The sequence below is a fragment of the Methylobacterium sp. J-059 genome, from assembly GCF_022829485.1.
GTDB lineage: Bacteria > Pseudomonadota > Alphaproteobacteria > Rhizobiales > Beijerinckiaceae > Methylobacterium.
On sequence record NZ_JAKSYA010000170.1, the window covers coordinates 1 to 24,351 of the forward strand.

Annotated in this window: 21 protein-coding genes and 1 pseudogene; 14 read left to right on the plus strand and 8 right to left on the minus strand. The window is 73.5% G+C overall.

Translation table 11 applies throughout. From position 1 onward, the window contains the following. Positions 1 to 1,177: GTP-binding protein (locus MKK55_RS25860; RefSeq protein ID WP_243938395.1), on the minus strand; the 1,177-nt coding region annotated here is incomplete at its 3' end. A gap of 424 nt (positions 1,178 to 1,601) precedes the next feature. Between MKK55_RS25860 and MKK55_RS25865 the strand changes: the two genes are divergently transcribed. From MKK55_RS25865 to MKK55_RS25885, 5 genes are all read left to right on the plus strand, one after another. After that, entirely contained in the window at positions 1,602 to 3,161 is a 1,560-nt protein-coding gene (locus MKK55_RS25865) for a CYTH and CHAD domain-containing protein (protein ID WP_243938397.1), read from the plus strand. Positions 3,162 to 3,215: 54 nt separating this feature from the next. Continuing rightward, positions 3,216 to 4,358: a carboxylate-amine ligase gene (locus MKK55_RS25870; protein WP_243938399.1), complete on the plus strand. Its 1,143-nt coding sequence runs from the start codon at positions 3,216 to 3,218 to the stop codon at positions 4,356 to 4,358. A 217-nt stretch (positions 4,359 to 4,575) separates the two neighbouring features. Then, positions 4,576 to 5,037 carry a tellurite resistance TerB family protein gene (locus MKK55_RS25875; RefSeq protein ID WP_147859830.1) on the plus strand — a complete coding sequence of 154 codons (462 nt, stop codon included), beginning with the start codon at positions 4,576 to 4,578 and terminating at the stop codon, positions 5,035 to 5,037. 137 nt (positions 5,038 to 5,174) lie between these two features. After that, positions 5,175 to 6,434, plus strand: a complete 1,260-nt coding sequence (locus tag MKK55_RS25880; protein WP_147843547.1) for a Zn-dependent hydrolase — start codon at positions 5,175 to 5,177, stop codon at positions 6,432 to 6,434. Between the two features lie 3 nt (positions 6,435 to 6,437). Next, the gene (locus tag MKK55_RS25885) at positions 6,438 to 7,748 is read left to right on the plus strand and encodes an allantoate amidohydrolase (protein WP_243938401.1); all 1,311 of its coding nucleotides are present in this window, start codon (positions 6,438 to 6,440) and stop codon (positions 7,746 to 7,748) included. Here MKK55_RS25885 and MKK55_RS25890 read toward each other — a convergent pair. The 4 genes and pseudogenes from MKK55_RS25890 to puuE form a co-directional block, all read right to left on the minus strand. Then, positions 7,676 to 8,878: a DUF1501 domain-containing protein gene (locus tag MKK55_RS25890; RefSeq protein ID WP_243938403.1), complete on the minus strand. Its 1,203-nt coding sequence runs from the start codon at positions 8,876 to 8,878 to the stop codon at positions 7,676 to 7,678. The two genes, MKK55_RS25885 and MKK55_RS25890, sit on opposite strands and share 73 nt — an antisense overlap. Positions 8,879 to 8,887: 9 nt before the next feature. Continuing rightward, the gene (locus tag MKK55_RS25895; RefSeq protein WP_243938405.1) at positions 8,888 to 10,405 is read right to left on the minus strand and encodes a DUF1800 domain-containing protein; all 1,518 of its coding nucleotides are present in this window, start codon (positions 10,403 to 10,405) and stop codon (positions 8,888 to 8,890) included. A gap of 72 nt (positions 10,406 to 10,477) precedes the next feature. Further along, a complete protein-coding gene (gene hutH, locus MKK55_RS25900; RefSeq protein WP_147729044.1) occupies positions 10,478 to 12,112 on the minus strand; it encodes a histidine ammonia-lyase in 1,635 nt (544 codons plus the stop codon). Between the two features lie 56 nt (positions 12,113 to 12,168). Next, positions 12,169 to 13,074, minus strand: a pseudogene (gene puuE, locus MKK55_RS25905) (allantoinase PuuE); the annotation flags it as partial. A 197-nt stretch (positions 13,075 to 13,271) separates the two neighbouring features. On the opposite strand from puuE, the gene MKK55_RS25910 reads away from it, so the two are divergent. From MKK55_RS25910 to MKK55_RS25950, 9 genes are all read left to right on the plus strand, one after another. Continuing rightward, positions 13,272 to 13,742, plus strand: a complete 471-nt coding sequence (locus MKK55_RS25910) for an ureidoglycolate lyase (protein WP_244030702.1) — start codon at positions 13,272 to 13,274, stop codon at positions 13,740 to 13,742. 170 nt (positions 13,743 to 13,912) lie between these two features. Next, positions 13,913 to 14,110, plus strand: a complete 198-nt coding sequence (locus tag MKK55_RS25915) for a DUF4089 domain-containing protein (RefSeq protein WP_147729047.1) — start codon at positions 13,913 to 13,915, stop codon at positions 14,108 to 14,110. Positions 14,111 to 14,114: 4 nt separating this feature from the next. After that, a complete protein-coding gene (locus MKK55_RS25920; protein WP_243938409.1) occupies positions 14,115 to 15,524 on the plus strand; it encodes an AtzE family amidohydrolase in 1,410 nt (469 codons plus the stop codon). Further along, positions 15,524 to 15,904, plus strand: coding sequence for an oxalurate catabolism protein HpxZ (gene hpxZ / locus MKK55_RS25925; RefSeq protein ID WP_147727497.1), 381 nt, complete (start codon positions 15,524 to 15,526; stop codon positions 15,902 to 15,904). The genes MKK55_RS25920 and hpxZ overlap by 1 nt, the downstream gene beginning before the upstream one ends. Positions 15,905 to 16,047: 143 nt before the next feature. Further along, positions 16,048 to 17,679, plus strand: coding sequence for an ABC transporter substrate-binding protein (locus tag MKK55_RS25930; protein ID WP_147842972.1), 1,632 nt, complete (start codon positions 16,048 to 16,050; stop codon positions 17,677 to 17,679). An 80-nt stretch (positions 17,680 to 17,759) separates the two neighbouring features. After that, on the plus strand, positions 17,760 to 18,713 hold the full coding sequence (locus MKK55_RS25935) for an ABC transporter permease (protein ID WP_147727495.1): 954 nt from the start codon (positions 17,760 to 17,762) through the stop codon (positions 18,711 to 18,713). A gap of 21 nt (positions 18,714 to 18,734) precedes the next feature. After that, positions 18,735 to 19,664: an ABC transporter permease gene (locus tag MKK55_RS25940; protein ID WP_147727494.1), complete on the plus strand. Its 930-nt coding sequence runs from the start codon at positions 18,735 to 18,737 to the stop codon at positions 19,662 to 19,664. A 115-nt stretch (positions 19,665 to 19,779) separates the two neighbouring features. Beyond that, positions 19,780 to 20,850 carry an ABC transporter ATP-binding protein gene (locus tag MKK55_RS25945; protein WP_147727493.1) on the plus strand — a complete coding sequence of 357 codons (1,071 nt, stop codon included), beginning with the start codon at positions 19,780 to 19,782 and terminating at the stop codon, positions 20,848 to 20,850. Between the two features lie 20 nt (positions 20,851 to 20,870). Then, positions 20,871 to 21,887: an ABC transporter ATP-binding protein gene (locus tag MKK55_RS25950; RefSeq protein ID WP_147727498.1), complete on the plus strand. Its 1,017-nt coding sequence runs from the start codon at positions 20,871 to 20,873 to the stop codon at positions 21,885 to 21,887. Between the two features lie 25 nt (positions 21,888 to 21,912). Here MKK55_RS25950 and MKK55_RS25955 read toward each other — a convergent pair whose 3' ends face one another. From MKK55_RS25955 to MKK55_RS25965, 3 genes are all read right to left on the minus strand, one after another. Continuing rightward, positions 21,913 to 22,365: a BrnA antitoxin family protein gene (locus MKK55_RS25955; RefSeq protein ID WP_147842971.1), complete on the minus strand. Its 453-nt coding sequence runs from the start codon at positions 22,363 to 22,365 to the stop codon at positions 21,913 to 21,915. Continuing rightward, complete coding sequence (locus tag MKK55_RS25960) at positions 22,307 to 22,627, minus strand: BrnT family toxin (protein WP_147727491.1); 321 nt, start codon at positions 22,625 to 22,627, stop codon at positions 22,307 to 22,309. Before MKK55_RS25960 ends, MKK55_RS25955 begins: the two co-directional genes overlap by 59 nt. Before the next feature lie 145 nt (positions 22,628 to 22,772). Continuing rightward, positions 22,773 to 24,308, minus strand: coding sequence for a PLP-dependent aminotransferase family protein (locus MKK55_RS25965; protein ID WP_243938413.1), 1,536 nt, complete (start codon positions 24,306 to 24,308; stop codon positions 22,773 to 22,775). Between the last annotated feature and the right edge of the window lie 43 nt (positions 24,309 to 24,351).

Sequence of the window (24,351 nt, forward strand, 5' to 3'; positions counted from 1 at the left end):
CGCCGGCCTGCGCGAGGCGGATCGCCAGCGCCTCGGCCGGCCCGCCGCCGGCGAGCCCGGCGAGGTCGGCGAGCACGCGCGGGTCGTGACGCTTGCGGCGGCGGCTGTCGGGATCGAGCACCCGGCCGCCGGCCACAGTGATCGCCGGCGAGTCGCGGCGCAGGATGAACGGCTCGCGCGCCGGCACGGTGACCGCCGCGTCGAGATGGAGCTGCGCCGGCGCCGTCGCGCCGGGCTCCAGCGCGTCGCGATCGAGGAGGCGCAGGCGGGCCGCGACCTCGCTGGTGCCGAACAGCAGGCGCAGGGCCGTGCCGCCGGGGAGCGGATCGCCGCCCGGGCTCGCGGTGAGCGACACGTCGAGCCAGCGCGACGGCACCAGGAGGTCCGGCGGCGCGAGCGCCTGCCCCCGGCTCAGGTCGGACAGGCCGACGCCGCGCAGGGCCACCGCCGTCCGGCGGCCGGGCTCGGCCGTCGCGACGGCGCGGCCGTGGATCTGCAGCCCGCGCACCGTCGCCGTCGGCCCGCCCGGCACGATCGCGACCGCGTCGCCGACGGAGAGGCGCCCGCGCCGGAGCGTGCCGGTGACCACCGTGCCGAAGCCGGCCCGCGAGAACACCCGGTCGACCGGCAGGTAGGGGAAGCCGTCGTCGGCCCGCGGCGGGCTCGCGTCGAGGAGGGCCGCCAACGCCTCGGACAGGGCGGGAAGGCCGGCGCCGGTCAGCGTCGAGGTCGCGACGACGGCGGGCGCCTCGAGGCCCGCCCGCGCGGCCACCGCCGCGACCTCGGCCGCCCGCTCGGCGAGGGCGTCGGGCGCGACGAGGTCGGATTTCGTGAGCGCGACGACGCCGCGGCGGACGCCGATCAGCCGGGCGATCTCCAGGTGCTCGATCGTCTGGGGCTTGATGCCCTCGTTGGCGTCGACCGCCAGCAGCACCGCCCCCATGCCGGTGGCGCCCGAGATCATCGCGCGGACGAAGCGCTCGTGGCCGGGCAGGTCGACGAGGTCGATCTCCCCGTCGCGTCCCTCGGGCGCGAGGAGGGCGAAGCCCGGCACGATCGAGACGCCGCGGGCCTTCTCTTCCTTCAGCCGGTCGGTCTCGATGCCGGTGAGCGCCCGCACCAGCGCGGTCTTGCCGTGATCGACATGTCCGATCACGCCGACGAGGAGTGTCTTCATCGCTTATCGTCACCGTCCCGACCGGGCGTGCCTCCGAACCGTCGCCGCCGCGCGCCCGCCCCGGATGGCGGTCGTTCGGGGGCATGGCCGGGAGACGCACCGAACACGCGCACCGTTCCCGTGAACGAGGACGACGCGCAGCCCAATCCGCGACGCGACCGCCGGCTCGGCATCGAGCCGAGGCCCCGCCCGGATTCGGCGGGACCCGCGAGACGGTCGGGTCGATTGTGCACAACACGCTCTTGCGCCAAGCTTTTGCACGAAGCGTCGGTCGCGCAAAGGGCAAACTTTGCGGATGCGGCCGAGGGCGCCACCGCCGCCCTGCGCGTGCTACACGGCGGGCGATCCGGACGGATCGGAGGTGGCTCCGATGCGTTCTCGCGGTGACAGGGGCTGCGGCCCGGAACGGACGGACGAACGCTTCATGGACACGCCGCGGGAGATCGAGCTGAAGCTGGAATGCACGGGCCCAGACCTCGCCGCACTCGGTGCCCATCCGCTGCTGCAGGGGCAGGCCGACGGGGCCGCATCCGAGCCGAAGCTCCTCGCGGCGACCTATTTCGACACCGCCGACGGCGCGCTCCGCGAGGCCGACCTGACCTTGCGGGTGCGCCGGACGGGCGAGGCCTTCGTGCAGACCGTCAAGGCGGGCTCCGGCGCGGCCGGGCTGTTCGACCGGGCGGAATGGGAGAGCCCGGTCGCCGGCGAGGCGCCGGAGCCGGCGGCCTTCGCCGACACGCCGGTGGCCGATCTCCTCGCGAAGGCCGAGGCGCCGGGCCTGGCGGCCCAGTTCCGCACCGTGGTGATGCGCTCGGTCCGGCCCGTGACCTACGGCGCCTCGCGGATCGCGGCGACCCTCGACGAGGGCCGGGTCGAGACCGACCGGGGCGATGCCCCGCTGTGCGAGCTCGAGCTGGAGCTCGAATCCGGCGATCCGGCCGACCTGTTCGCGCTGGCCCAGGCGCTCGCCGAGACGGTGCCGCTGCGGATCGGCGTGCTGTCGAAGAGCGCCCGCGGGTTCGCGCTGCGCGACGGCAAGGCCGCGCGGCCGAGCAAGTCCGACATGGCGCCGTTGCCGAAGGACGCGACCGGCGGCGAGGCCTTCCGCCACATCGCGCTCGGGTGCCTGCGGCACCTGCGCCTCAACGAGGACGTCTGGGGCCACGCCCGCGACCCGGAGGCGCTGCACCAGATGCGGGTGGCGCTGCGGCGGCTGCGCACCGCGCTGTGGCTGTTCAGGCCGATGCTGGCGGGCGACGCCCGGGCGGCCACGCTCGGCGACGAGATCAAGCGCGTCACCGAGCCGTTCGGCCGGGCGCGCAACCTCGACGTCTTCCTCGAGACCACCCTGCCCGACGAGATCGCCCGGCGCCCGGACGAGCCGGGGCTCGCCGGCCTGCGCGAGCGCCTGGAGACCGAGCGCGACCGGGCGCACGACGCCGTCGGCGCGATCCTGACCTCGCCCGAATGGCGCAGCCTGCTCCTCGACCTCCTGGCCTGGATCGAGGCCGGCCCGTGGCGGGAGGGCGTGGGCAAGCTCCGCGACGCGCCCGCCCGCGACCTCGCCACGGAGGTGCTGGAGCGCCTGCGCCGGCGGATCGCCAAGCGCGGCCGCCACATCGAGCGGCTCGATCCCGAGGCGCGTCATCGCGTCCGCATCGCCGGCAAGAAGCTGCGCTACGGCGCCGAGTTCTTCGCCGGCCTCTATGGCGGCCGGAAGGCGCGCCGGCGCCACAAGGCGTTCGCAGCCGCCCTCTCCGACCTGCAGGACCACCTCGGCGGCCTCAACGACCTCGCCACCGCGCATGCGGTGATGGCCGGACTCGCCGATGCGTCCGGGCCCGCCTCGGACGCGCTCGACGGCCAGGCGCTGTTCGCGGCGGGCCTCGCCACCGCCGATTCGGAGGCGAAGGCGGACGAACTGCTCGCGGGCGCGGCCGAGGCCCACGGCACGCTGGCCGACCTCAAGCCGTTCTGGCGCTGAACCGGGCGCCCGTCGGCGCGTAGACCCCTCGCGGACGGCGCGGGGGGAGGCGGCATGGCTCACGTCTACAGGTTCGGCATGGAGGAGGAGTTCTTCCTTGCCGACGCCGAGACCCGCAACACCCCCCGCAAGACGTCTCGCGGCCGGGTGAGGGCCTTCCATGCCGCCGTCCAGGCGCGGATGGAATCGGCCGAGCGGGAGATGCTGGAGAGCCAGGTCGAGACCTGCACCCCGCCCTCCGACAGCATCGCGGAGACGCGCGCGCGCCTGATCGCGATGCGGGCCGACCTCGCGACGATCGGGCGGGAGCACGGGTTGCGCGTCTTCGCCGCCGGCACCCACCCGGCCGCGACGTGGCGGCGGCAATCGACGACGCCGGCCGAGCGCTACCGCGGGATCATCGACGACCTGCAGATCGTCGGGCGGCGCTCGGTGGTCTGCGGGCTCCACGTCCACGTCGAGGTGCCGCGTCCCGACGCGCGCCTCGACCTGCAGAACCGGCTGATGCCGTTCCTGCCGATCCTGCTCGCGCTCTCGGTCTCCTCGCCGTTCTGGGAGGGGCAGCGGACCGGGCTCGCCGGCTACCGGCTCAGGGCCTATGCCGAGCTGCCGCGCACCGGCCTGCCGGAGCTGTTCGCGGACGCCGCCGACTACGACCGCTACGTCCGGGTGATGACCGCCTCGGGCGCGATCGCGGATGCGAGCTTCCTGTGGTGGCACCTGCGCGCGTCGGTGAAGTACCCGACGCTGGAACTGCGCATCGCCGACAGCTGCTCCGAGGTCGAGGACGGGCTCTGCATCGCCGCCCTGTTCCGCTGCCTCGTGCGCCTGCTCGACCGCGATCCCGGCGTGAATGCCGGCCTCACCGGGGCGGCGCGCGGCTTCGCGATGGAGAACCTGTGGCGGGCCGAGCGCGACGGGGTGCGGGCCGAGCTGATCGACGCCACGCGGGAGCGGGCGGTGCCGATGGCCGAGATCGTCGAGGGGCTGCTCGCGCGCCTCGCGGAGGATGCCGACGCCCTCGATTGCCGGGCCGCCTGCGAGCGCGCCCGCACCATCGTCCGGCACGGCACGGGGGCCGACCGGCAGCTCGCCGCGTACGCGGCGGCGCGCGCGGCCGGATCGTCGGACCGCGCGAGCCTCGGAGCGGTGGTCGACGCCCTGGCCGACGAGACCGCGTCGCCGAAGCCCCGATGAGGCCGGACCATGCGGGCCGGGCGCGCCCGTTGGGGGTAGGCACGCCCGGCCCGACGGTCGGCCGGCATCCGGACCGAGAGGCCGGACGACGGGCCATCATCGCGCCCGCGTATTTCCCAAGCATGTCCGTTCGCCGCGGGGGCATCGGCGCAACACGGACCGCCCGGGTTCTGTTATCTCCCCCGACGCATCGGCGCCCCTCAACGACCCGGTTCCCATGAGCATCCTGAAAGACATCTTCGGCCGCCTGACCCAGGCGGTGACCGCCTATGCCGGCGACAAGGCACTGATGCTGGCGGCGGTCTCGGCCGCCGCCAACGTCATCGTCGCCGACGGGGAGGTGGCCGGCACCGAGTTCGAGACGGCGCTGGCCGGCCTCAGGGCCAACCCGATCCTTGAGAAGGGCTACGACACCCTGATGCTGGAGGCCGAGCTCTACGACGGGATCGCCCGCGCCCGGACGCGGGCGGGCCGGGCCGAGAACCTGCGCCACGCCGCCGCGCTCGCCGACCGGCCGCAGGCGCAGCGCGAGAACGTCTTCCTGATCGCGGCCGACGTCGCCGACCAGGACGGGATCAGCGGCATCGAGGCGGTGGCGCTGGCCGAGATCGCCGCCGCGCTCGGCGTCGACGGGAACGCGCTGCTCGGCGCCTCGCCGGTGCGCCGCCCGGCGCCGTGAGCCGCGCCTGCGGGGCCTGACGCGCCTGCGGGGACTGGGCGGGCCTGCGGAACCTGGCCGGGCACGATCCTTGCCGGCCGCCGGGCCGTCACGTCGGCATCGTGACACGAGACACACACGCGACGACGGAGGCCAGGATGGCCGGCACGGCAAAGACCCACAACCTGCGCATCGACGGCTCGCGCCTGTGGGAGACGATCCAGGAGACGGCGCGGTTCGGCGCGACGCCGGCCGGCGGCCTGAACCGCCTCACCCTGTCGCCCGAGGACGGCGCGGTCCGCGACTGGTTCCGGGACGCCTGCACGGCGGCGGGGCTCGAGGTGCGGGTCGACGCCCTCGGCACCCAGTACGCCCTGCGGCCCGGGCGCGACGCGGCGCGCCCGCCGGTGGCCTTCGGCTCGCATCTCGACACCCAGCCGACCGGCGGCAAGTTCGACGGCATCCTCGGCGTGCTGGCCGGGCTGGAGGCGATGCGCGCCCTGAACGACGCCGGCATCGAGACCGAGGCGCCGCTTCTGCTGGTCAACTGGACCAACGAGGAGGGCTCGCGCTTCGCCCCCGCGATGATGGCGTCGGCGGCTTACGCCGGCGATTTCACCACCGACGAGATCCTGGAGAAGACCGACGCGGCCGGCATCAGCGTCGGCGCGGCGCTCGACGCGATCGGCTACCGCGGGACCGACACCGTGGGCGACCGGAAGATCGGCGCCTTCGTCGAGCTGCACATCGAGCAGGGCCCGATCCTGGAAGCCGAGGGCCGGACCATCGGCGTGGTCGAGGGCGGGCAGGGCATCGCCTGGTTCGACGGCACGATCACCGGCTTCGAGGCGCATGCCGGCACCACGCCGATGCCGCGCCGCCGCGACGCGCTGCTCGGGCTCGCGGAGGTCGCGCTCGCGGTCGAGCGGATCGCGCTGGCGCACGCGCCCACCGCCGTCGCCACCATCGGCGAGGCCGTGATCGGCGCGCCCTCCCGCAACGTGGTGCCGGGGCTGGTGCGCTTCACCCTCGACGTGCGCGACCCGAAGCCGGAGGTCCTCGACGCGATCGAGGCGGAGCTGCGCGCGAGCCTTCCCGCGATCGCGGACCGGCGCAAGCTCGCCATCGACCTCGCGCGGATCTGGCGCAAGGAGCCGGTGCCGTTCGACGCGGGCGTGATCGCGGCGGTCGATGCCGCCGCCGAGGGGCTGGGCCTGAGCCGCCGCCGCATGGTCTCGGGCGCCGGGCACGACGCCTGCAACCTCGCGGCCCGCGTCCCGACCGCGATGATCTTCGTGCCGTGCAAGGACGGCGTCAGCCACAACGAGTCGGAATCGGCGACCCCGTCCGACTGCGCCGCCGGCGCCGACGTGCTGCTGCAGACGGTGCTGACGCTCGCCAACGCGCCGAAGGCCTGATCCGTGGACGCCTTCGCCCCCCGCATCCAGCGGCGGCTCGACGCGCTGGCCCAGATCAGCGCCGAGCCCGGCGCGATCACCCGCCTCTACCTCACCCCCGAGCAGGCGCGGGCCGAGGCCCTGGTCGCCGGCTGGATGGGCGAGGCCGGGTTGCAGGTGCGCCGCGACGCCGTCGGCAACCTGATCGGCCGCGTCGAGGGCCGCGAGCCCGGCGGGCCGGCCCTGGTGATCGGCTCGCACCTCGACACCGTGCGCAACGCCGGCCGCTACGACGGGCCGCTCGGCGTCGTCGCCGCCATCAGCTGCGTCGAGGCCGTGCTGCGCGAAGGACCGCCGCCGGTCGCGATCGAGGTGGTGGGCTTCGCCGACGAGGAGGGCGTGCGCTTCGCCGCGACGCTGACCGGCAGCCGGGCGTTCGCCGGCCATCTCGACCCGGCGGCGCTGCGCACCCTCGATGCCGCCGGCACGACGCTGGCCGCCGCGATGCGCGAATACGGCCTCGACCCGAAGGCCGTCCCGACCGCCGCCCGCACGCCGGATCAGATCCTCGGCTACGTCGAGCTCCACATCGAGCAGGGGCCGATGCTGGAGCGCGAGGGCCTGCCGGTCGGCCTCGTCACCGCGATCAGCGGGGCGAGCCGCCTGGAGATCACGCTGTCGGGGGAGGCGGGGCACGCCGGCACCGTCGCGATGACCGAGCGCCGCGACGCGCTCGCGGGCGCCGCCGAATGCATCCTGGCGATCGAGGCGCGCTGCCGCGGCGAGGAGCACCTCGTCGGCACGGTCGGGCGCATCCAGGCGCTGCCGGGGGCGGTCAACACCATCCCGGGCCAGGCCAAGTTCAGCCTGGACCTGCGGGCGCCCGACGACGCGCAGCGGCACGCCGCGCTCGCCGACATCGACCTCGCCTGCAAGCGCATCGCGCTCCGGCGCCGGCTCGGCTTCGGCATCGCCCTCCTGCACGAGGCGGAAGCCGTCCCCTGCGACCCCGGGATGACGGCCCTGGTCGAGGCGGCGATCGTCGCCGAGGGCCATCCCGTCCTGGCGCTGCCGAGCGGGGCCGGCCACGACGGCATGGCGGTGGCGGCGATCGCGCCGATCGCCATGGTGTTCGTGCGCTGCCGCGGCGGCATCAGCCACAACCCGGCCGAGTTCGCCAGCCTGCCCGACATCGAGGCCGGGACCCGGGTGCTGCTCGGGACGGTGCGCGGGTTCCTCGCGGCACGGGAGCGGTCGGCCGATCAGACCAGCCCGAGGTCGGCCGGCGCCGCATCCGCGAAGACCCGCCGGAGGCTCGCCGGATCGAGCCCGTAGAGACGTCGCAGCAGCCCGGCGAGCAGGCTGCGGTAGTCGGTGAGCACGGGATGGTCGCGGTTCTGGAACAGGTGCGCCTCGTCGGCCCGCACCTGCGGCCCGGCGATGCGGCCGCCGCGCACGGCACCGCCCAGCACCCAGTAGACGCTGCCGTGCCCGTGATCGGTGCCGCGGTTGCCGTTCTCGCGGAAGGTGCGGCCGAACTCGGAGAGCACGACCACCACCGTGTCGTTCCAGGCGGGGCCGACCTCCTCGACGAAGCCGGCCAGCCCGCGGCCGAGCTCGCCGATCCGGTCGGCGAGGTAGCCGGTGGCGGCGCCCTGGTTCACGTGCGTGTCCCAGCCGCCGACGTCGACGAAGCCGAGGTTGAACGACTCGCGCATCAGCCGGCCGATGCGCCGGGCCGAGCGCGCGAAGCCCTTCGGCGAGACGGCGCCGCGGTCGGCCTCGGCCTGATGCTCCGAGACCGACTGGTAGACCGCGTCGCGCACGCGGAACCCCTCGGCCACCGAAGCGGCCAGCGGGGTGTCGCGGTACATCGCCGTGATCAGCCCGGCCTGGCGCGCGTCGATCCCGGGCTTGGCGACCTCGTTGATCGCGATGTTGGGCACCGTCTCGGTGCCGCGGAAGATCAGCGGGATCTGCTCGGTGAAGGCGATCGGGCGCGTCCGCGTCAGCTCCGCGGCGAGCCGGGCCATGAAGCCCGAATTGTAGTCACGGGAGGCGCCGACCGTCTGCCCGAGCTCGATCGTGTCCTGGGTCTCGAAATGGCTGCGCGTGAGGTCGTCGGTGCCGGCGAACGGCACGAAGGCGGCCTGCCCCCGGGCGTAGAGCGGCAGGATCGTGTCGCGCAAGCTCGGGTGGAGGCTCCAGTCGGCGTCGAGCGCCAGCGCCGCCGCCGGGTCGGCCGCATCCGGCCGGGCGACCGCGAGGGTCGGCCGGGCGCGGTAGTAGAAGTCGCTGCCCGTCGGGATCACGACGTTGGCCGCGTCGTAGGCGCCGCGCAGGAACACCACGAGCAGGCGCGCATCCGCCTTCGGCGCGGCCCAGACCCGGCCGGCGACGGTGGACAGGCCGAGCGCGAGGGAGGCTCGGATCAGCGCGCGGCGGGGCGGGTCGCGCGGGTCCATGGGCGGCCTTCAGCGCATGAATTCGGGGGCGGACAGGAACAGGGTGTTCCAGTCCTGCGGGGAGACGGCGCGGGCCAGGGCGTCCCGGGTCGGGGCGCTCAGGGTCGCCGAGAGCGTCGAGAAGTAGAGCCCGTTCTGCAGCAGCGGGAAGGCCGGCTCGTCGGCCATGTCGGGGGCGGGCTTGAACAGGCCGGCGGAGCCCGACCCGATCTGCCGGGCGATCTCGAAGCGCGTCGTCATCTGTCCCGGCCCGTTCCAGGCGGCGGCGCCGAGCGGGTAGCCGTCCGGCGTCGATCGGTTGAACAGGCCCTCGCCGAGGCGGTTGAGCCAGCCCTGGATCGGCGCGGCGTTGCGGATCGTCCGCCCGTCGTAGGCGAGGCGCACGGCCGAGAGCACGTAGCGGGCCGGGTCCTTGAACCCGCCCCCGAGGGAGGCCGCGAAGTCGGGCGCGTGGAACAGCGCGTCGAGCACGGCCGCGATGTCGCCGTCGCTTTGGGTGAAGACCTGCGCCAGCCGCGCCACCAGGGCGTCCGAGGGCGGGGCGCCCAGGAAGTAGCGCGCGAGCGCGGCCGACACGGTTCGCGCGGTGGCGGGCTCGCGGGCGATCAGGTCGAGCGCCTCGACGATCTCGGGCCAGCCGCGGCCGCGGATCGCGTGGCCGAGGAAGACCTTGTCGCCGTAATCGTGGCGGTTCGGGTTGAATTCGAACAGGCCGGCGCGGACGAGGTCGGCCTGGCGCTCCGGCTTCAGCTTCGGGTCCTCGGGGCGGGCGTCGATGCCGACGCCGGTGAGGATGCGGGCCAGCGCCTCGACGTCGCCCTGCGTGTAGCCGGAGCCGACCCCGAGGGTGTGCAGCTCCATCAGCTCGCGGGCGTAGTTCTCGTTGAGGTGGCCGGCGGCGTTGTCGGCATTGTCGAGATAGCGCAGCATCGCCGGGTGCCGCAGCGTCGCCTCCAGCAGGTCGCGGAAGCGGCCGAGCGCGTGCGGGCGGATCGCCGCGTCGACGTAGTCGCCGACCATCGCGCGCAGGTTCGCCTTGCCCTGGTGGACGTTGAAGCGGTTGAGCCAGAACCAGGTCAGCCGCTCGCGCACCTGGTCCGGGCTGTCGAGCGCCCGCAGGAGCGTCGCCGCGGCGGCGTCCCGGGCGGCGGCCGAGAGCGCCCCCTGGTAGGCCTGCTGCGCGGCCTTCTTCGCATCCGGGTCGGGCTCGGCGCTGGCCGCCCGCGCCTGCGCGTCGAGGGCGGAGATCCGCTCGAGCAGCGTGCCCTTCGGCGTCAGCGCGTCGACCTGCGCCTGGGCGGCCTCCGGCAGGGCTGGGCCTGCCGGCGGATGGAGCTGCTCCCGGAGCCAGCGCTCGCGGCCCTTGGCGCGGAGCTCCGCGTGGCTGGCCGGCGAGACGCCCCAGGTCACGGCGTCGAGGAAGGCGGCGTCGGCCTCGGGCGTGGTCGCGGCCCGGGCCGCGGCGCCCGCGAAGGCGAGGCCCGTCGCGAGCGTCAGGCAGGACAAGCGGAGCGCGGGCCGCATCATCGGATCCCCCCCCTCGTGCCCGCACGATCCAGCCACCGGATTGTGGCGCCGGTGCGGTAAGGGGCGCCGCGCCTATTCCAGCGGGCCGATCGCGGCCTCCACCGCCGCGACCACCGCCCCCGAGCGCACCAGCGCGAGCGCGGCCTCCATCTCGGCCTGGTACCAGCGGTCGCCCGACAGCGCCGGGGCGATGACCTTGCGCACCGCGTCGAGGGCGGCCTGCGTGCCGGAGCCGAGGGGATGGTCCCGAGCGACGTCGGCGACCAGCGAGAGCGCCTGGCACGCCATCAGGATCTCGCCGGCGACGATGGTCTCGACGTTGGCGACGACGGTGCGGGCCTTGCGCGCGCACCAGGTCGAGTTCGAGACGTGGTCCTCGGCGTTCGACTTGCCGGGGATCGAGTCGACCGAGCCGGGCATCGACAGGGTCCGGTTCTCCATCACCAGGGCCGACATCGTGCACTGCACGGTGGCGAAGCCGGTGTTGAGGCCCTTCTTACCGGCGAGCAGGTTGCGCGGCAGGCCGTAGCTCATGGTCGGGTCGATGAGGCGCGCGAGCCGCCGCTCCGAGATCGAGCCGAGGTCGGTGGCGGTGATGGCGAGCAGGTCCATCGCCTGCGCGACGTAGGCGCCGTGGAAGTGCCCGGCCGAGATGCAGGTGTAGTGGTCGGCCCCGTCGGCGAAGATCAGCGGGTTGTCGGTGGCCGCGTTGATCTCGGTGCCCATGATGCCGTCGACGTAGGCCAGCGCCTCGCGCACCGGCCCGTGCACCTGCGGCGCGCAGCGCAGCGAGTACACGTCCTGCACCCGCGGCGGCGGGGCCTGGCCGGGGGCGCGGGCCTCGTCGGGGAACACCGTGACGCGGGCGCCCTCCGTGCAGCGCTCGGAATCGCCGATCATCCGCAGGACGTTGCGGGCCGAGGCCGCCTGGCCCTTGTGCGGGCGGGCGGCGTGGACGCGGGGATCGAAGGCGGCCTTCTCCGCACGCAGGGCCTCGAGCGTCAGGGCGAGGGCGATCTCGGCGGCCTTGAGGACCCGCTTCATGTCCTCCAGCGCCAGCACGCCGACGGCGAGCGACACGGTGGAGCCGTTGATCAGCGCCGAGGCGTCCTTGGCCTCCAGCGGAAACGCCTCGGGCAGGCCCGCCGCCTTCAGCGCCGCGCGGGCCGGCAGGCGGCGTCCCTCGTAGAACGCCTCGGCCTCCTCGAACCCGCAGATCGCGCCGGCCAGGTGCGCCAGCGGCGCGAGGTCGCCCGACGCCCCGACCGAGCCCTTCGACGGGATCACCGGCACGATCCCGGCGTTCAGGCAGGCGAGCAGGCGGTCGACGACCGCGACGCGCGGCCCGGAGAAGTTCGACGCGAAGGCGTTGGCGCGCAGCAGCATGGTGGCGCGCACCGCCTCCGCGTCGAACGGCTCGCCCATCCCGGTGGCGTGGGCGTAGACGGTCAGCCGCTGGTAGGCCTGCATCTCGTCCATGCGCACGCGCTGGTCCTTGAACAGGCCGACGCCGGTGTTGAACGAGTACATCAGCGGCGCGTCGTCGGTCATGAAATGCGCGTCGATGTAGTCCCGCGCGCCGACGAGGCTCCTGCGCGCGCCCTCGTCGAGCACCGCCTCGGCGCGGAGGCCCGCCGCGTCCGGCCGGGCGACGGCGAGCACGTCCGCGGCGGTGAGGGTGCGGCCGTCGATGGTGGTCGTCGTCATGGGCTGTCTCTCGAAAGGGGCTTTCCCGGAGCGGAGCACGAATCAGGCCGTCACGGCGCCGGGTGGCGGGCGATCCAGTGCCGGGCGATGTCGACGCGGCGGGCGAGCCAGACCCGGTCGTGCGCGGCGACGTGGTCGAGGAAGCGGGCCAGCGCCGCCATCCGTCCCGGGCGGCCGACGAGGCGGCAATGCAGGCCGACCGACATCATCTTGGGCGCCGTCGCGCCCTCGGCGTAGAGCACGTCGAAGCTGTCGCGCAGGTAGGCGAAGAACTGGTCGCCGGAATTGAAGCCCTGGGGGCTCGCGAAGCGCATGTCGTTGGCGTCGAGGGTGTAGGGCACCACGAGGCCCGTGCGCCCCGCGCCCGTCAGCCAGTAGGGCAGGTCGTCGGCGTAGGAATCCGACAGGTAGGTGAAGCCGCGCTCCAGGCCGAGCTCCAGCGTGTGGATCGAGGAGCGGCCGGTGTACCAGCCCTCGGGCGCCGAGCCCGTCACCGCCGCATGGATGCGGATCGCCTCGTCCATCGCGGCGGCCTCCTCCGCCCGGGAGGCGTCGCGCATGTCGATCCATTTGAGGCCGTGGCTGGCGATCTCCCACGCGGCCTCGCGCATCGCCGCGACGGCCTCCGGGTTGCGCATCAGCGCGTGCGCCACGCCGAACACGGTGACGGGAATCCCGCGGGCGGTGAACAGCCGCCACAGCCGCCAGAACCCGGCCCGCGCGCCGTACTCGTAGAGCGATTCCATGTTCATGTGGCGCTGCCCCGGCCAGGGCTGCGCGCCGACGATCTCGGACAGGAACGCCTCGGACGCGGGGTCGCCGTGCAGGATGCAGTTCTCGGCGCCCTCCTCGTAGTTCAGCACGATCTGCACCGCGATGCGGGCGCCGTCCGGCCAGTCGGCGGCCGGCGGGTTGCGGCCGTAGCCGACGAGGTCGCGGGGATAGGGGCGGGGATCGGTCAACGGGTCTGCTCGGGCGGTCTGAAGGCTCGGGGACGCAACGACGCAGCCGCCTCCGCCGTCAACCCCGCCGCGGCCCTCGGCCCCGCAAACCCGCCCTCGGCCATACGCAAGCCGGCCCGAATCCCGCTTGACCGCCGAGGCGAGCCGCGGAAGCTCGGCCCCGTGCCGCGAAGCCGGGCACGAAGCCAGGACGGACGATGCGCACGATCCCGATCGAACCGATGGACGAGGTTGCCTTGCGGCCCTTCGCCGACCTGCTCGCCGCGCCCGCGGCGGGGCCGCGGCAGGACCATGCGAGCCCGATCGAGAACCGGCGCGCGGGCGTCTCCGCCAACCTCGCCCTGATCCGCAGCGAGCCGTTCGCCGGCCTGATGCCGCTGACCCGCCTGGAGCGGCATCCGCAGTCGAGCCAGGCCTTCCTGCCGCTCGCGGTGGATTCCTACCTCGTCGTGGTGGCGCCCGACCGCGACGGGCGGCCCGACGAGGCCGCGATCCGCGCCTTCCGGGTACCGGGGCAGGCCGGCATCAACTACCGCGCCGGCGCCTGGCACGCGCACCTGATGACGGTCTCGGCGCCCGGCACCTTCGCGATGCTCGTGCACGAGGACGGCACGCCGGAGGATTGCGTCTTCGCCGCGATCGCGCCGGTGACGCTCGGCGCCGGCTGACCGGCCCTGCGTCCACGATGGGCGTGGCAGCCGCCGATTGCCTATCTCGTAGGCAGACGCGATTGACCGGATTATGCCTATTCGACGAGCAATTCAGGCGTCCGGCCCAGCGGGGCGGCTTGGCGCGGCCCTTGCCCGCTCGAGGTCCGATCGTTCGATGAGGATGCCCGATGACGACCCGCGATGCACCGCCGCCGGATCTCGACGCCTTCGCCGCCGCCGCGGCCCCGCTGCTCGGGCTGCGCCTCGATCCCGCCTGGGTCGCGCCGGTGATCGCCAACCTCCGGGTCCTGGCCGCCGCGGCGGACCTCGTCGGCGGCTTCCCGCTGCCCGACGAGGCCGAGGCGGCCCCGGTCTTCGAGGCCTGAGGCGATGGCGGAGCAGAGCACCGACTGGAGCCGCGCCGACGCCGCTTCGATCGCCGCCGGCGTCGCGGAGGGGCGCGTCCGGGCCCGCAGCGTGATCGAGGCGACGCTGGCGCGGATCGGCCGGGTCGACCCGGCGGTCAACGCCTTCACCGACGTGACGGCCGCGCGCGCCCTGGCCGCCGCCGACGCCGTGGATGCGCGGCGGGCCGCCGGCGCGGCGTCGGGGCCGCTCGCCGGCGTGCCCTTCGCGGTGAAGAACCTGATCGACTGCGCCGGCCTGCCGACGCGTGCGGGATCGACGATCAACCGCGAGCGGGCGCCGGCCGCGCGCGACGGCGCCCTGGTGCGCCGGCTGGAGGCGGCCGGCGCGGTCCTCGTCGGCGCGCTCAACATGGGCGAGTACGCCTACGACTTCACCGGCGAGAACGTGCACGACGGCGACAGCCGCAACCCGCACGGGGCCGGCCACATGACCGGCGGCTCGTCGGGCGGCTCGGGCGCGGCGATTGCCGCCGGCCTGGTGCCGCTGACGCTCGGCTCCGACACCAACGGCTCGATCCGGGTGCCCTCGGCCTTCTGCGGCTGCTTCGGGCTCAAGCCCACCTACGGCCGCCTGACCCGGGCCGGCAGCTTCCCCTTCGTGAACAGCCTCGACCATCTCGGGCCGATGGCGCGCAGCGTGACCGACCTGGCCCTCGCCTACGACGCGATGCAGGGTCCCGACCCGGACGACGCTGCGGCGACCGCGCGGGCCGCGGAGCCCGTCCTGCCGGGGCTGGATTCCGGCCTCGGCGACCTCCGCATCGCCGTGGCCGGCGGCTACTTCGCCCGCGGCGGCGACCCGGAGGCGTTCGCCGCGGTCCAGGTGGCGGCGCGGGCGCTCGCCGCGACGCGGGTCGTCGAGATCCCGGAAGCCGCCCGCGCCCGGGCGGCGGCCTACCTGATCACCGCGGCCGAGGGCGCCGCGCTCCACCTCGACCGTCTCCGGACCCGGCCGGAGGACTTCGATCCGGCGGTGCGCGACCGCCTCATCGCCGGCGCGATGCTGCCGGCGCCCTTCGTCGAGCGGGCGCAGCGCTTCCGGCGCTGGTACCGCGGCGCGGTGGCCGACCTGTTCGCGGACGTCGACGTGATCCTGGCGCCGTCCACCCCCTGCCGGGCGCCGCCGCGCGGCCAGACGCACTTCACCCTCGACGGCGTCTCCCTGCCGGTGCGGGCCAATATCGGCGTGTTCACCCAGCCGATCTCGTTCATCGGCCTTCCGGTGGCGGCGGTGCCGGTCTGGCTCGACGGCGGGCTGCCCCTCGGCGTGCAGGTCATCGCCGCGCCCTGGCGCGAGGACGTGGCGCTGCGCGTGGCGCGGGTGCTGGAACGGCTCGGCATCGTCCGCGCCCCGATCGCGGAGCTGACGTGATGGTGGTCGACGATTTCGCGGTGAAGGCCGAGGTCGAGGCGGCGTTCCGCGCCTACGAGACCGCGCTGACGGAGAACGACGTGCCGGTGCTCGAGGCCTTGTTCCGCGACGATCCCCGCACCATCCGCTACGGCGGGGGCGAGAACCTCTACGGCATGGACGCGATCCGCGCCTTCCGCCGGGCGCGCTCGCCCGTCGGCCTGGAGCGGACCCTGTCCGAGACGGTGATCACCACCTACGGGCGGGATTTCGCCACCGCGATGACCCTGTTCTTCCGGGAGAGCGCGCCGGGTCGGATCGGGCGCCAGAGCCAGACCTGGGTGCGGTTTCCCGAAGGCTGGCGCGTGGTCGCCGCGCATGTGAGCCTGATCGACGGGTAGGCCCCCCGCCGATCCGCGCCTCCGGTGCGATTGAATAAAGAATGACACCACAGCGCCGGTCTGGCCGCGCGCTTGCATGGAGCCGGGCGTCCTCTCGGGCGCCCCGTCGCGGGGGCCCGCCTCACGGAGCAGACCCGCCCGACATGCCGTTTCGCTCGATGAAGACCTTCACCGCCCGTGCGGCGTTCGCCGGCGCCCTCGCGCTGTCGGCCCAGGCGCCCTCCGCCGCGATGGCGCAGGGCACGCTCCGGATCGGCATGACCGCCTCCGACATCCCGCTGACCACCGGCCAGGCCGACAACGGCGGCGAGGGCATGCGCTTCATGGGCTACACGGTCTACGACGGGCTCATCAACTGGGACCTGTCCTCGGCGACCAAGCCCTCCGACCTCGTGCCGGGGCTGGCCGAGAGCTGGGCGGTGGACGCCGCCGACAAGACCAAGTGGACGTTCAAGCTGCGCCCCGGCGTGACGTTCCACGACGGTTCCGACTTCACCGCCGACGCCGTGGTGTGGAACCTGGACAAGCTGCTGAAGAACGACAGCCCGCAATACGATCCGCGCCAGTCGGCTCAAGGCCGCACCCGCATCCCGGCGGTGGCGAGCTATCGCGTGGTCGACCCGCTGACCGTGGAGATCGTCACCAAGGCGCCGGACGCGACGCTGCCCTACCAGATCGCCTGGGTGATGATGTCCTCGCCCGCCCAGTGGGAGAAGCTCGGGCGGAGCTGGGACGCCTTCGCCAAGACCCCGTCCGGCACCGGCCCGTGGAAGCTGACCCTGTTCGCGCCGCGCGAGCGCGCCGAGATGGTCCCCTTCAAGGCGTACTGGGACAAGGCCCGCGTGCCCAAGCTCGACAAGCTCGTGCTGGTACCGCTGCCCGAGGCCAACGCCCGCGTCGCGGCGCTCCGCTCCGGCCAGGTCGACTGGATCGAGGCGCCCGCGCCCGACGCCGTCGCCTCGCTGAAGGGCGCCGGCTTCACCATCGTCACCAACACCTATCCCCACAACTGGACCTGGCACCTGTCGCGGGTCGAGGGCTCGCCCTGGAACGACGTGCGCGTGCGCAAGGCCGCCAACCTCGCCATCGACCGCGAGGGCCTGAAGGAGCTGCTCGGCGGCCTCGCGGTGCCGGCCACCGGCTTCTTTCCGCCCGGCCACCAGTGGTTCGGCCACCCGACCTTCAAGGTGACCTACGATCCGGCCGCGGCCAAGAAGCTGCTCGCGGAAGCCGGCTACGGGCCGAACAAGCCCCTGAAGACCAAGATCGCGATCTCGGCCTCCGGCTCCGGCCAGATGCAGCCGCTGCCGATGAACGAGTTCGTGCAGCAGAACCTCGCCGAGGTCGGCATCCAGGTCGACTACGAGGTGGTCGAGTGGAACACGCTGATCAACATCTGGCGCGCCGGCGCCAAGGCCGACATCTCGCGCGGCGTGACGGGCATCAACTACTCGTACTTCATCCAGGACCCGTTCACCGGCTTCATCCGGCATCTCCAGAGCAACTTCGCGCCGCCGAACGGCACCAACTGGGGCTACTATTCCGACCCGGCGATGGACAAGCTGTTCGACCAGGTCCGCAACACCTTCGACAAGGCCGAGCAGACGGCGGTGCTGGAGAAGGTCCATGAGAAGTTCGTGGACGACGCGCTGTTCATCATGATCACGCACGACGTGAACCCGCGGGCGATGAGCCCGAAGGTGAAGGGCTTCGTCCAGGCGCAGAACTGGTTCCAGGACTTCTCAAACATCACCATCGCGACCGCGGGGCGCTGACGCGATCCCTCCCTCCGTCGCGGGGGAGGGGCCGGCCCACGCCCGCCCCCCGGTCATCGGAACAAGGACACCCGGATCCGATGCTGCTCTACATCCTCAAGCGCCTCGTCGCCGTGACGCCCGTGGCGTTCGGGGTCAGCCTGGTCTGCTTCCTGCTGGTCCACCTCGCGCCGGGCGATCCCCTGAGCGCGATCCTGCCGGCGGACGCGACGCAGGCGACCATCGACGAGATGCGCGCCGCCTACGGCTTCGACAAGCCGCTGCCGGTGCAGTACGCGATCTGGCTCTGGCACGTGCTGCACGGCGACCTCGGCGTCTCGATCGCCACCGGCCGGCCGGTGCTCGGCGAGGTCTCCCGCGCGGTGGTCAACAGCCTGATCCTCGCCTCGGTCGCGACGCTGATCGGCTTCACCTTCGGCACCCTGTTCGGGTTCGTCGCCGGCTATCACCGCAACTCGATCCTCGACCGGGTCGCCTCCGCGATCTCGGTCTTCGGCGTCTCGGTGCCGCATTACTGGCTCGGCATGGTGATGGTGATCGTGTTCTCGGCCAACCTCGGCTGGCTGCCGCCGACCGGCGCCGGGCCCGACGGCTCCGGCAACTGGCGGCCCGATCTCGAGCACCTGCGCTTCATCATCCTGCCCGCCGTCACGATGTCGGTGATCCCGATGGGCATCATCGCCCGCACCGTGCGGGCGCTGGTGGCCGACATCCTCGCCCAGGACTTCGTCGAGGCCTTGCGCGCCAAGGGCCTCGACGAGGTCGGCGTGTTCAAGCACGTGGTCCGCAACGCCGCGCCGACGGCGCTCGCGATCATGGGCCTGCAGCTCGGCTACCTGCTCGGCGGCTCGATCCTGATCGAGACGGTGTTCGCCTGGCCCGGCACCGGCTTCCTCCTGAACGCCGCGATCTTCCAGCGCGACCTGCCCCTGCTCCAGGGCTCGATCCTGGTGCTGGCGATGTTCTTCGTCGCCCTCAACCTCCTCGTGGACGTGATGCAGACCGCACTCGATCCGCGCATCGAGCGGGCCTGAGCCCGAGGAAAGCATGACGTCATGACCGCACCCGTCACCGCCGCCACCATGGCCCTCGACGGCGGCATCGCCCCCGCGGCGTCCGAGGTCGAGCCCGACGCCTTCGTCGCCTCCCGCGGCTACTGGGGCCATGTCGGCCACCGCCTCGTGCGCGACCCCGTGGCGATCGCCGCCGGATTGGTGATCCTCGCCATCGTCGTCGTCGCGATCCTGTCGCCGTGGATCACGCCGATGGACCCGTATCGCGGCTCGATGCTGCGCCGCCTGAAGCCGGTCGGCGACGCGACCTACTGGCTCGGCTCGGACGAGCTCGGCCGCGACATGCTGAGCCGCCTGATGGTCGGCGCCCGGCTGTCGCTGTTCATGGGCGTGACGCCGGTGCTGATCGCCTTCGTGATCGGGTCGTCGATCGGCATCGTCGCCGGCTACGTCGGCGGCTGGACCAACACGATCCTGATGCGCACCATCGACGTGTTCTTCGCCTTCCCCTCGGTGCTGCTCGCCATCGCGCTCTCGGGCGCGCTCGGCGCCGGCATCTTCAACGCCATCGTCTCGCTCACCTGCGTGTTCGTGCCCCAGATCGCGCGGATCTCCGAGAGCGTCACCACCGGCATCCGCGCGCGCGACTACATCGACGCGGCCCGCCTCTCGGGCGCCTCGGCGCTGACGATCATGCGGGTGCAGGTGCTGGGCAACGTGGTCGGGCCGATCTTCGTCTACTCCACCGGCCTGATCTCGGTCTCGATGATCCTGGCCTCGGGCCTGTCCTTCCTCGGCCTCGGCGTGCGCCCGCCGGAGCCCGAATGGGGCCTGATGCTCAACACGCTGCGCACCGCGATCTACGTCAACCCGACGGTGGCGGCGCTGCCGGGGCTGGCGATCTTCATCGTCTCGATCTCGTTCAACCTGTTCTCGGACGGCCTGCGCAGCGCCATGGAGATCCGCCAGTGATCCCCACGGCTCGGCACCGCCCCCCTCTCATCCGCCCGACGTCGGCGAGCGCGCCCGCGCGTCGCCGCCCACGGGGCGGATCGCCGTCGCGGCATCAGCGCCCAGGGCAACACTCATGAGCGTCATCGTCCAGCCCGCCGACCTCGCGACCGCTTCGCTACGCGACCGCGGCGGCCCGGCCCAGCCGCTCCTGTCGGTCTCCGGCCTCGTCAAGCACTTCCCGGTGCGCAAGGGCGTCGGCGGCAAGAAGTCGGTCGTGCGCGCCGTCGACGGCGTCGACTTCTCGGCGCTCAAGGGCGAGACCCTCGGGATCGTCGGCGAATCCGGCTGCGGCAAGTCGACGACGGCCAAGCTCCTGATGGGCCTGATCGAGCGCGACCAGGGCGAGATGCTGTTCGACGGCGAGGCGGTGGGCAGCCGCGCGATGCCGTGGCGGACCTATCGCCGCCAGGTGCAGATGGTGTTCCAGGACAGCTACGCCTCGCTCAACCCGCGGATGACGGTGGAGGCCTCGATCGCCTTCGGGCCGACGGTCAACGGAGTCGGCAGCCGCGAGGCGATCGAGCGTGCCCGCGGATTGCTGGCCCGCGTCGGCCTGGAGCCGAAGCGCTTCGCCGGCCGCTACCCGCACGAGCTGTCCGGCGGCCAGCGCCAGCGGGTCAACATCGCCCGCGCCCTCGCGCTGGAGCCGCGGCTGATCCTCCTCGACGAGGCGGTCTCGGCCCTCGACAAGTCGGTGGAGGCGCAGGTGCTCAACCTGCTCCTCGACCTCAAGGCGGAGTTCGGGCTGACCTACCTGTTCATCAGCCACGACCTCAACGTGGTGCGCTTCATCTGCGACCGGGTGATGGTGATGTATCTCGGCCGCGTCGCCGAGCTCGGCCCCTCGGACACGGTGCTGGCCGAGCCCGCCCACCCCTACACCCAGGCGCTGCTCGCCTCGATGCCGTCGCTCGATCCCGACAACCGCACCGAGGCCGCCTTGCTCACCGGCGATCCGCCGAACCCGATCGACCCGCCGGACGGCTGCCGCTTCCATCCGCGCTGCCGGCTCGCCGAGCCGGTCTGCTCCGGCGTGACGCCGCCGCTCGCCCCGATCGCACCGCTGCATCAGGCCGCCTGCCTCGCGCGCCAGCCGGGCTCGGGCCATTCCCTTGCTCCTGCTGCCGAGCAGGTGGCGGCATGAGCGCGAAGATGAGCGCGGACATGAACGCGTCGCCCCCCGCGGTCGAGCTCACCGACCTCAAGGTCGGCTTCGGCAAGGTCGAGGTGGTCGACGGGGTCGACCTGCGGCTCGAGCGCGGCCAGGCCATGGCGCTGATCGGCGAGTCGGGCTCGGGCAAGAGCGTGACGCTGCGCGCGATCCTGCGCCTCTTCCCGGAAGGGCGCAGCCGCACGCGGGGCGGGATCTCGGTGGCGGGCCGCGACGTGCTCGCGCTGTCGAAGCGCGAGCTGGCGGATTTCCGCGGGCACGTCGCCTCGATGATCTTCCAGGAGCCGCTGCTCGCCTTCGACCCGGTCTACACCGTCGGCCGCCAGATCACGGAAGCGATCCGCCGCCACGAAAAGATCGATGCGGCGGGAGCCCGGCAGCGGGCGCTCGCGCTGTTCGAGCGCGTCCGCATCCCGAGTCCGGAGCGGCGCCTCGACGCCTACCCGCACGAGATGTCCGGCGGGATGCGCCAGCGCGCGATGATCGCGCTGGCGCTCGCCTGCCGGCCGCAGGTGCTGCTTGCCGACGAGCCGACCACGGCGCTCGACGCCACGGTGCAGATCCAGATCCTGCTGCTGCTGCGCGAGCTGCAGCGCGATCTCGGCCTGTCGATCATCCTGGTGACGCACGACCTCGGCGCCGCCGTCGAGGTCGCCGACCGGATCTCGGTGATGTATGCCGGCCGCATCGTCGAGACCGGCACCGCGCACCAGGTCGTGCTCGATCCGCATCACCCCTACACGATCGGCCTGCTGCGCAGCCGCGCGGAGGGGGCGCTGGCCAAAGGCGCGCGGCTCCAGACGATCCCGGGGAGCCCGCCGGACCTCGCCAACCGCCCGGCCGGATGCCCGTTCGCCCCGCGCTGCTTCCTCGCGATCGACAAGTGCCGCGAGACGCCGCCCTCGCTCAGCGTCGGCGACGGGCACCTCGCCGCCTGCTGGCGCACGGAGGAGGCGTCGGCCGCCTACCGCGCCGGGCCGCAGCCGGTGCGGGCCGAGGCGGCGGCCTGAGGGGAAACGCGGACGATCGGCCCGATCAGGCCTTCTTCCGGCCGGAGGGACCAGACTCGGCGTCCTGCGAAGGCGGAAACGGCTGACCGGCTGCGACGGCGACCCCTCGGTCCGATCCCGTCCGCCGAGAAATCCCCGCCTCACGCGCCGTATCGGCTTCCGCATGCGGACCTGCGCCTGGATCATCCACGATGCGGGCCAGCACGTCATGCATGCGGGTCTGCCAACCGGGACCGGTCGCCTTGTAGGCATCGAGCACACGGCGATCGATCCGAAGCGTGAGTTGCACCTTGGGCGACGCGGCCCGCGGGCGTCCGCCGCGGTTTCTCGGAAGCGCGGCGTAGATATCCGGAGGCAGCTCGCGAGCCGGTCTCAACGCGGCGAGTTCCACGTCCGTCAGGTCGGGGTTGTCGGAGACCTCATCCCAATCCGCCTGGGAAAATGCCGGCGCGTCTGTCTTGCGATCCGAGACGATCATGGACGGCCCTTTCCTTCGGATTGGCGTAGCGCAAACTCACCAGGGCGATGGCTTCCGCCCCCAATGGCGAGACGATCACGACGACGACCAACCGGTCCCGCCATCGACCGATGATCTTGTAGCGGATGCGGCCGGTGCGGCTCGGCTGCGCGGGCAGGTAGACGGCATCCTCGCCATCGAAAGCGGCCTCGAACTCGGCGAAGTCGAGCCCATGCTTGAGCAGGTTCGCCTGCCGCTTCGCCTCGTCCCAGACCGCCGTCACGGGTTTATGTAACTCCGAAAACCATGAGGGACAATCCGGTCGGCTCGTTGGTGCCGCATCGGTCGGTTGTCGAACCCTCTAAAGCCGGATTCGGGATGATAGCACAGGCGCGCGGTGCGGATGGCAAGGCGCGGGCCACGTCGCCTCATCCCCCGCCGGCGGCCCACAGGGTCGTCGCCAGGCGCGTCACCGCCGGCGCGATGGCGCGCTCGGGCACGGCGGCGTAGCCGAGCAGCAGGCCCGGCTCGGCCGTCATCGGGTCGGCATGGTAGGCCGAGAGCGCCACGGCCGCGATGCCGGCCTGCGCCAGGGCGGCGACGGCCGCGGCGTCGCCGAGCCGGGGCGGCCAGTCCGGACCGGGGCGGGCGACGAGGTGCATCCCGCCCTCCAGCGGCGCGACCGCGAGCAGGCCCGCGGCCCGGTCGCGGGCGGCGTCGAGCAGGGCGGCCTGCCGCCCGGCATGGAGCTTCCGCGTCCGGCGCAGGTGGCGTCCGAGATGGCCCTCGTCGATGAAGCGGGCGAGCGCGCCCTGGCCGAGGCCGGAGGGCGCCGGCCCGGTCTCCGCGAGCGCCCGCTGGACCGGGCCGGCGAGCCCCTGCGGCAGCACGAGGTAGCTCAGCTGCAGCGCCGGCAGCAGCACCTTGGAGAAGCTGCCGGCGTAGATCACCCGTCCGGTCCGGTCGAGGGCGCGCAGCGGCGGCAGCGGCCGGCCGGCATAGCGGTACGTGCCGCCGTAATCGTCCTCGACGATCCAGGCGCTTGTGGCCTCGGCCCAGGCGAGCAGCGCCAGCCGGTTCTCGAGGCTCATGGCGTGGCCCAGCGGATAGTGATGCGCTGGGGTCACCACGGCGAGGCGCGCGCCCATGGCGGCGCCGGCCCGGTCGATCGCGAGGCCGCCCGGCCCGACCGGGACGGGGGCGGGGCGCAGGCCGGCCTCCGCCAGCGCCGACGCGATGCCGGGAAACCCCGGATCCTCGACCAGAGCCGTCTCGCCCGGATCGAGCAGCAGCTGGGCGAGCAGCCGCAGGCTCTGGCGGATGCCCGCCGTCACGATCACCTCGTCGGCCGTGCAGGCGACGCCGCGGGTGGCGGCGAGGTAGGCCGCGGTGGCGGCGCGCAGGCGCGGGTCGCCGAGGGGATGGGGCGGCGGGGCGCCGTCGCGCCACTCGGTCTGGAGCAGGCGCCCGAAGGTCGCGAACGGGAAGGCGTCGGCGGCCGGCCGCCCGAGGGCGAAGGCATCCGGCGCAACAGGCGCGGAGAACCACGCCCGCGCCGACGACGCCATCAGGGCCGTCCCGCGCCGCGACAGCACGGGCGGTGCCGGGAAGGACCCGGCGGCCTCGGGCGGGCTCGCGACGGCGAGGGTGTCGTCGGGGAGGATGGCGGCCACGCGGGTGCCGGAGCCCCCGCGCGCCGTCAGGTAGCCCTCGGCGACCAGCTGCTCCAGCGCGGCCAGCACGGTGCCGCGGGCGCATCCGAGATCCTCGGCCAGCGCCCGCGAGCCGGGAAGGCGGGCGCCGCGGGCGATCCGGCGTTCCAGGATCGCCCGGCGAAGCGCGTCGCCGATGCGCGCCTGCAGCGGCAGCGCCCCGCCGGGCGCGAGATCGAGCACGAGGGGGAGGGCGCTCGCGTCTCCGGGAAGGCTCGCCCCCGCCGTTTCCCTCTCCGGGTCCTTGCGCACGAAGTGGTCCAGTCGCTTGCGTGAAACCGGATCTTTTGCCTGG

Coding starts and splice junctions, on each gene's coding strand:
- MKK55_RS25880 (WP_147843547.1), top strand. CDS start 5,175: ATGGCCGGCACGGCAAAGACCCACAACCTGCGCATCGACGGCTCGCGC.
- hpxZ (WP_147727497.1), top strand. CDS start 15,524: ATGGTGGTCGACGATTTCGCGGTGAAGGCCGAGGTCGAGGCGGCGTTC.
- MKK55_RS25915 (WP_147729047.1), top strand. CDS start 13,913: ATGACGACCCGCGATGCACCGCCGCCGGATCTCGACGCCTTCGCCGCC.
- MKK55_RS25910 (WP_244030702.1), top strand. CDS start 13,272: ATGCGCACGATCCCGATCGAACCGATGGACGAGGTTGCCTTGCGGCCC.
- hutH (WP_147729044.1), bottom strand. CDS start 12,112: ATGACGACGACCACCATCGACGGCCGCACCCTCACCGCCGCGGACGTG.
- MKK55_RS25875 (WP_147859830.1), top strand. CDS start 4,576: ATGAGCATCCTGAAAGACATCTTCGGCCGCCTGACCCAGGCGGTGACC.
- MKK55_RS25870 (WP_243938399.1), top strand. CDS start 3,216: ATGGCTCACGTCTACAGGTTCGGCATGGAGGAGGAGTTCTTCCTTGCC.
- MKK55_RS25945 (WP_147727493.1), top strand. CDS start 19,780: ATGAGCGTCATCGTCCAGCCCGCCGACCTCGCGACCGCTTCGCTACGC.
- MKK55_RS25935 (WP_147727495.1), top strand. CDS start 17,760: ATGCTGCTCTACATCCTCAAGCGCCTCGTCGCCGTGACGCCCGTGGCG.
- MKK55_RS25890 (WP_243938403.1), bottom strand. CDS start 8,878: ATGGACCCGCGCGACCCGCCCCGCCGCGCGCTGATCCGAGCCTCCCTC.
- MKK55_RS25895 (WP_243938405.1), bottom strand. CDS start 10,405: ATGATGCGGCCCGCGCTCCGCTTGTCCTGCCTGACGCTCGCGACGGGC.
- MKK55_RS25955 (WP_147842971.1), bottom strand. CDS start 22,365: ATGATCGTCTCGGATCGCAAGACAGACGCGCCGGCATTTTCCCAGGCG.
- MKK55_RS25940 (WP_147727494.1), top strand. CDS start 18,735: ATGACCGCACCCGTCACCGCCGCCACCATGGCCCTCGACGGCGGCATC.
- MKK55_RS25920 (WP_243938409.1), top strand. CDS start 14,115: ATGGCGGAGCAGAGCACCGACTGGAGCCGCGCCGACGCCGCTTCGATC.
- MKK55_RS25950 (WP_147727498.1), top strand. CDS start 20,871: ATGAACGCGTCGCCCCCCGCGGTCGAGCTCACCGACCTCAAGGTCGGC.
- MKK55_RS25930 (WP_147842972.1), top strand. CDS start 16,048: ATGCCGTTTCGCTCGATGAAGACCTTCACCGCCCGTGCGGCGTTCGCC.
- MKK55_RS25865 (WP_243938397.1), top strand. CDS start 1,602: ATGGACACGCCGCGGGAGATCGAGCTGAAGCTGGAATGCACGGGCCCA.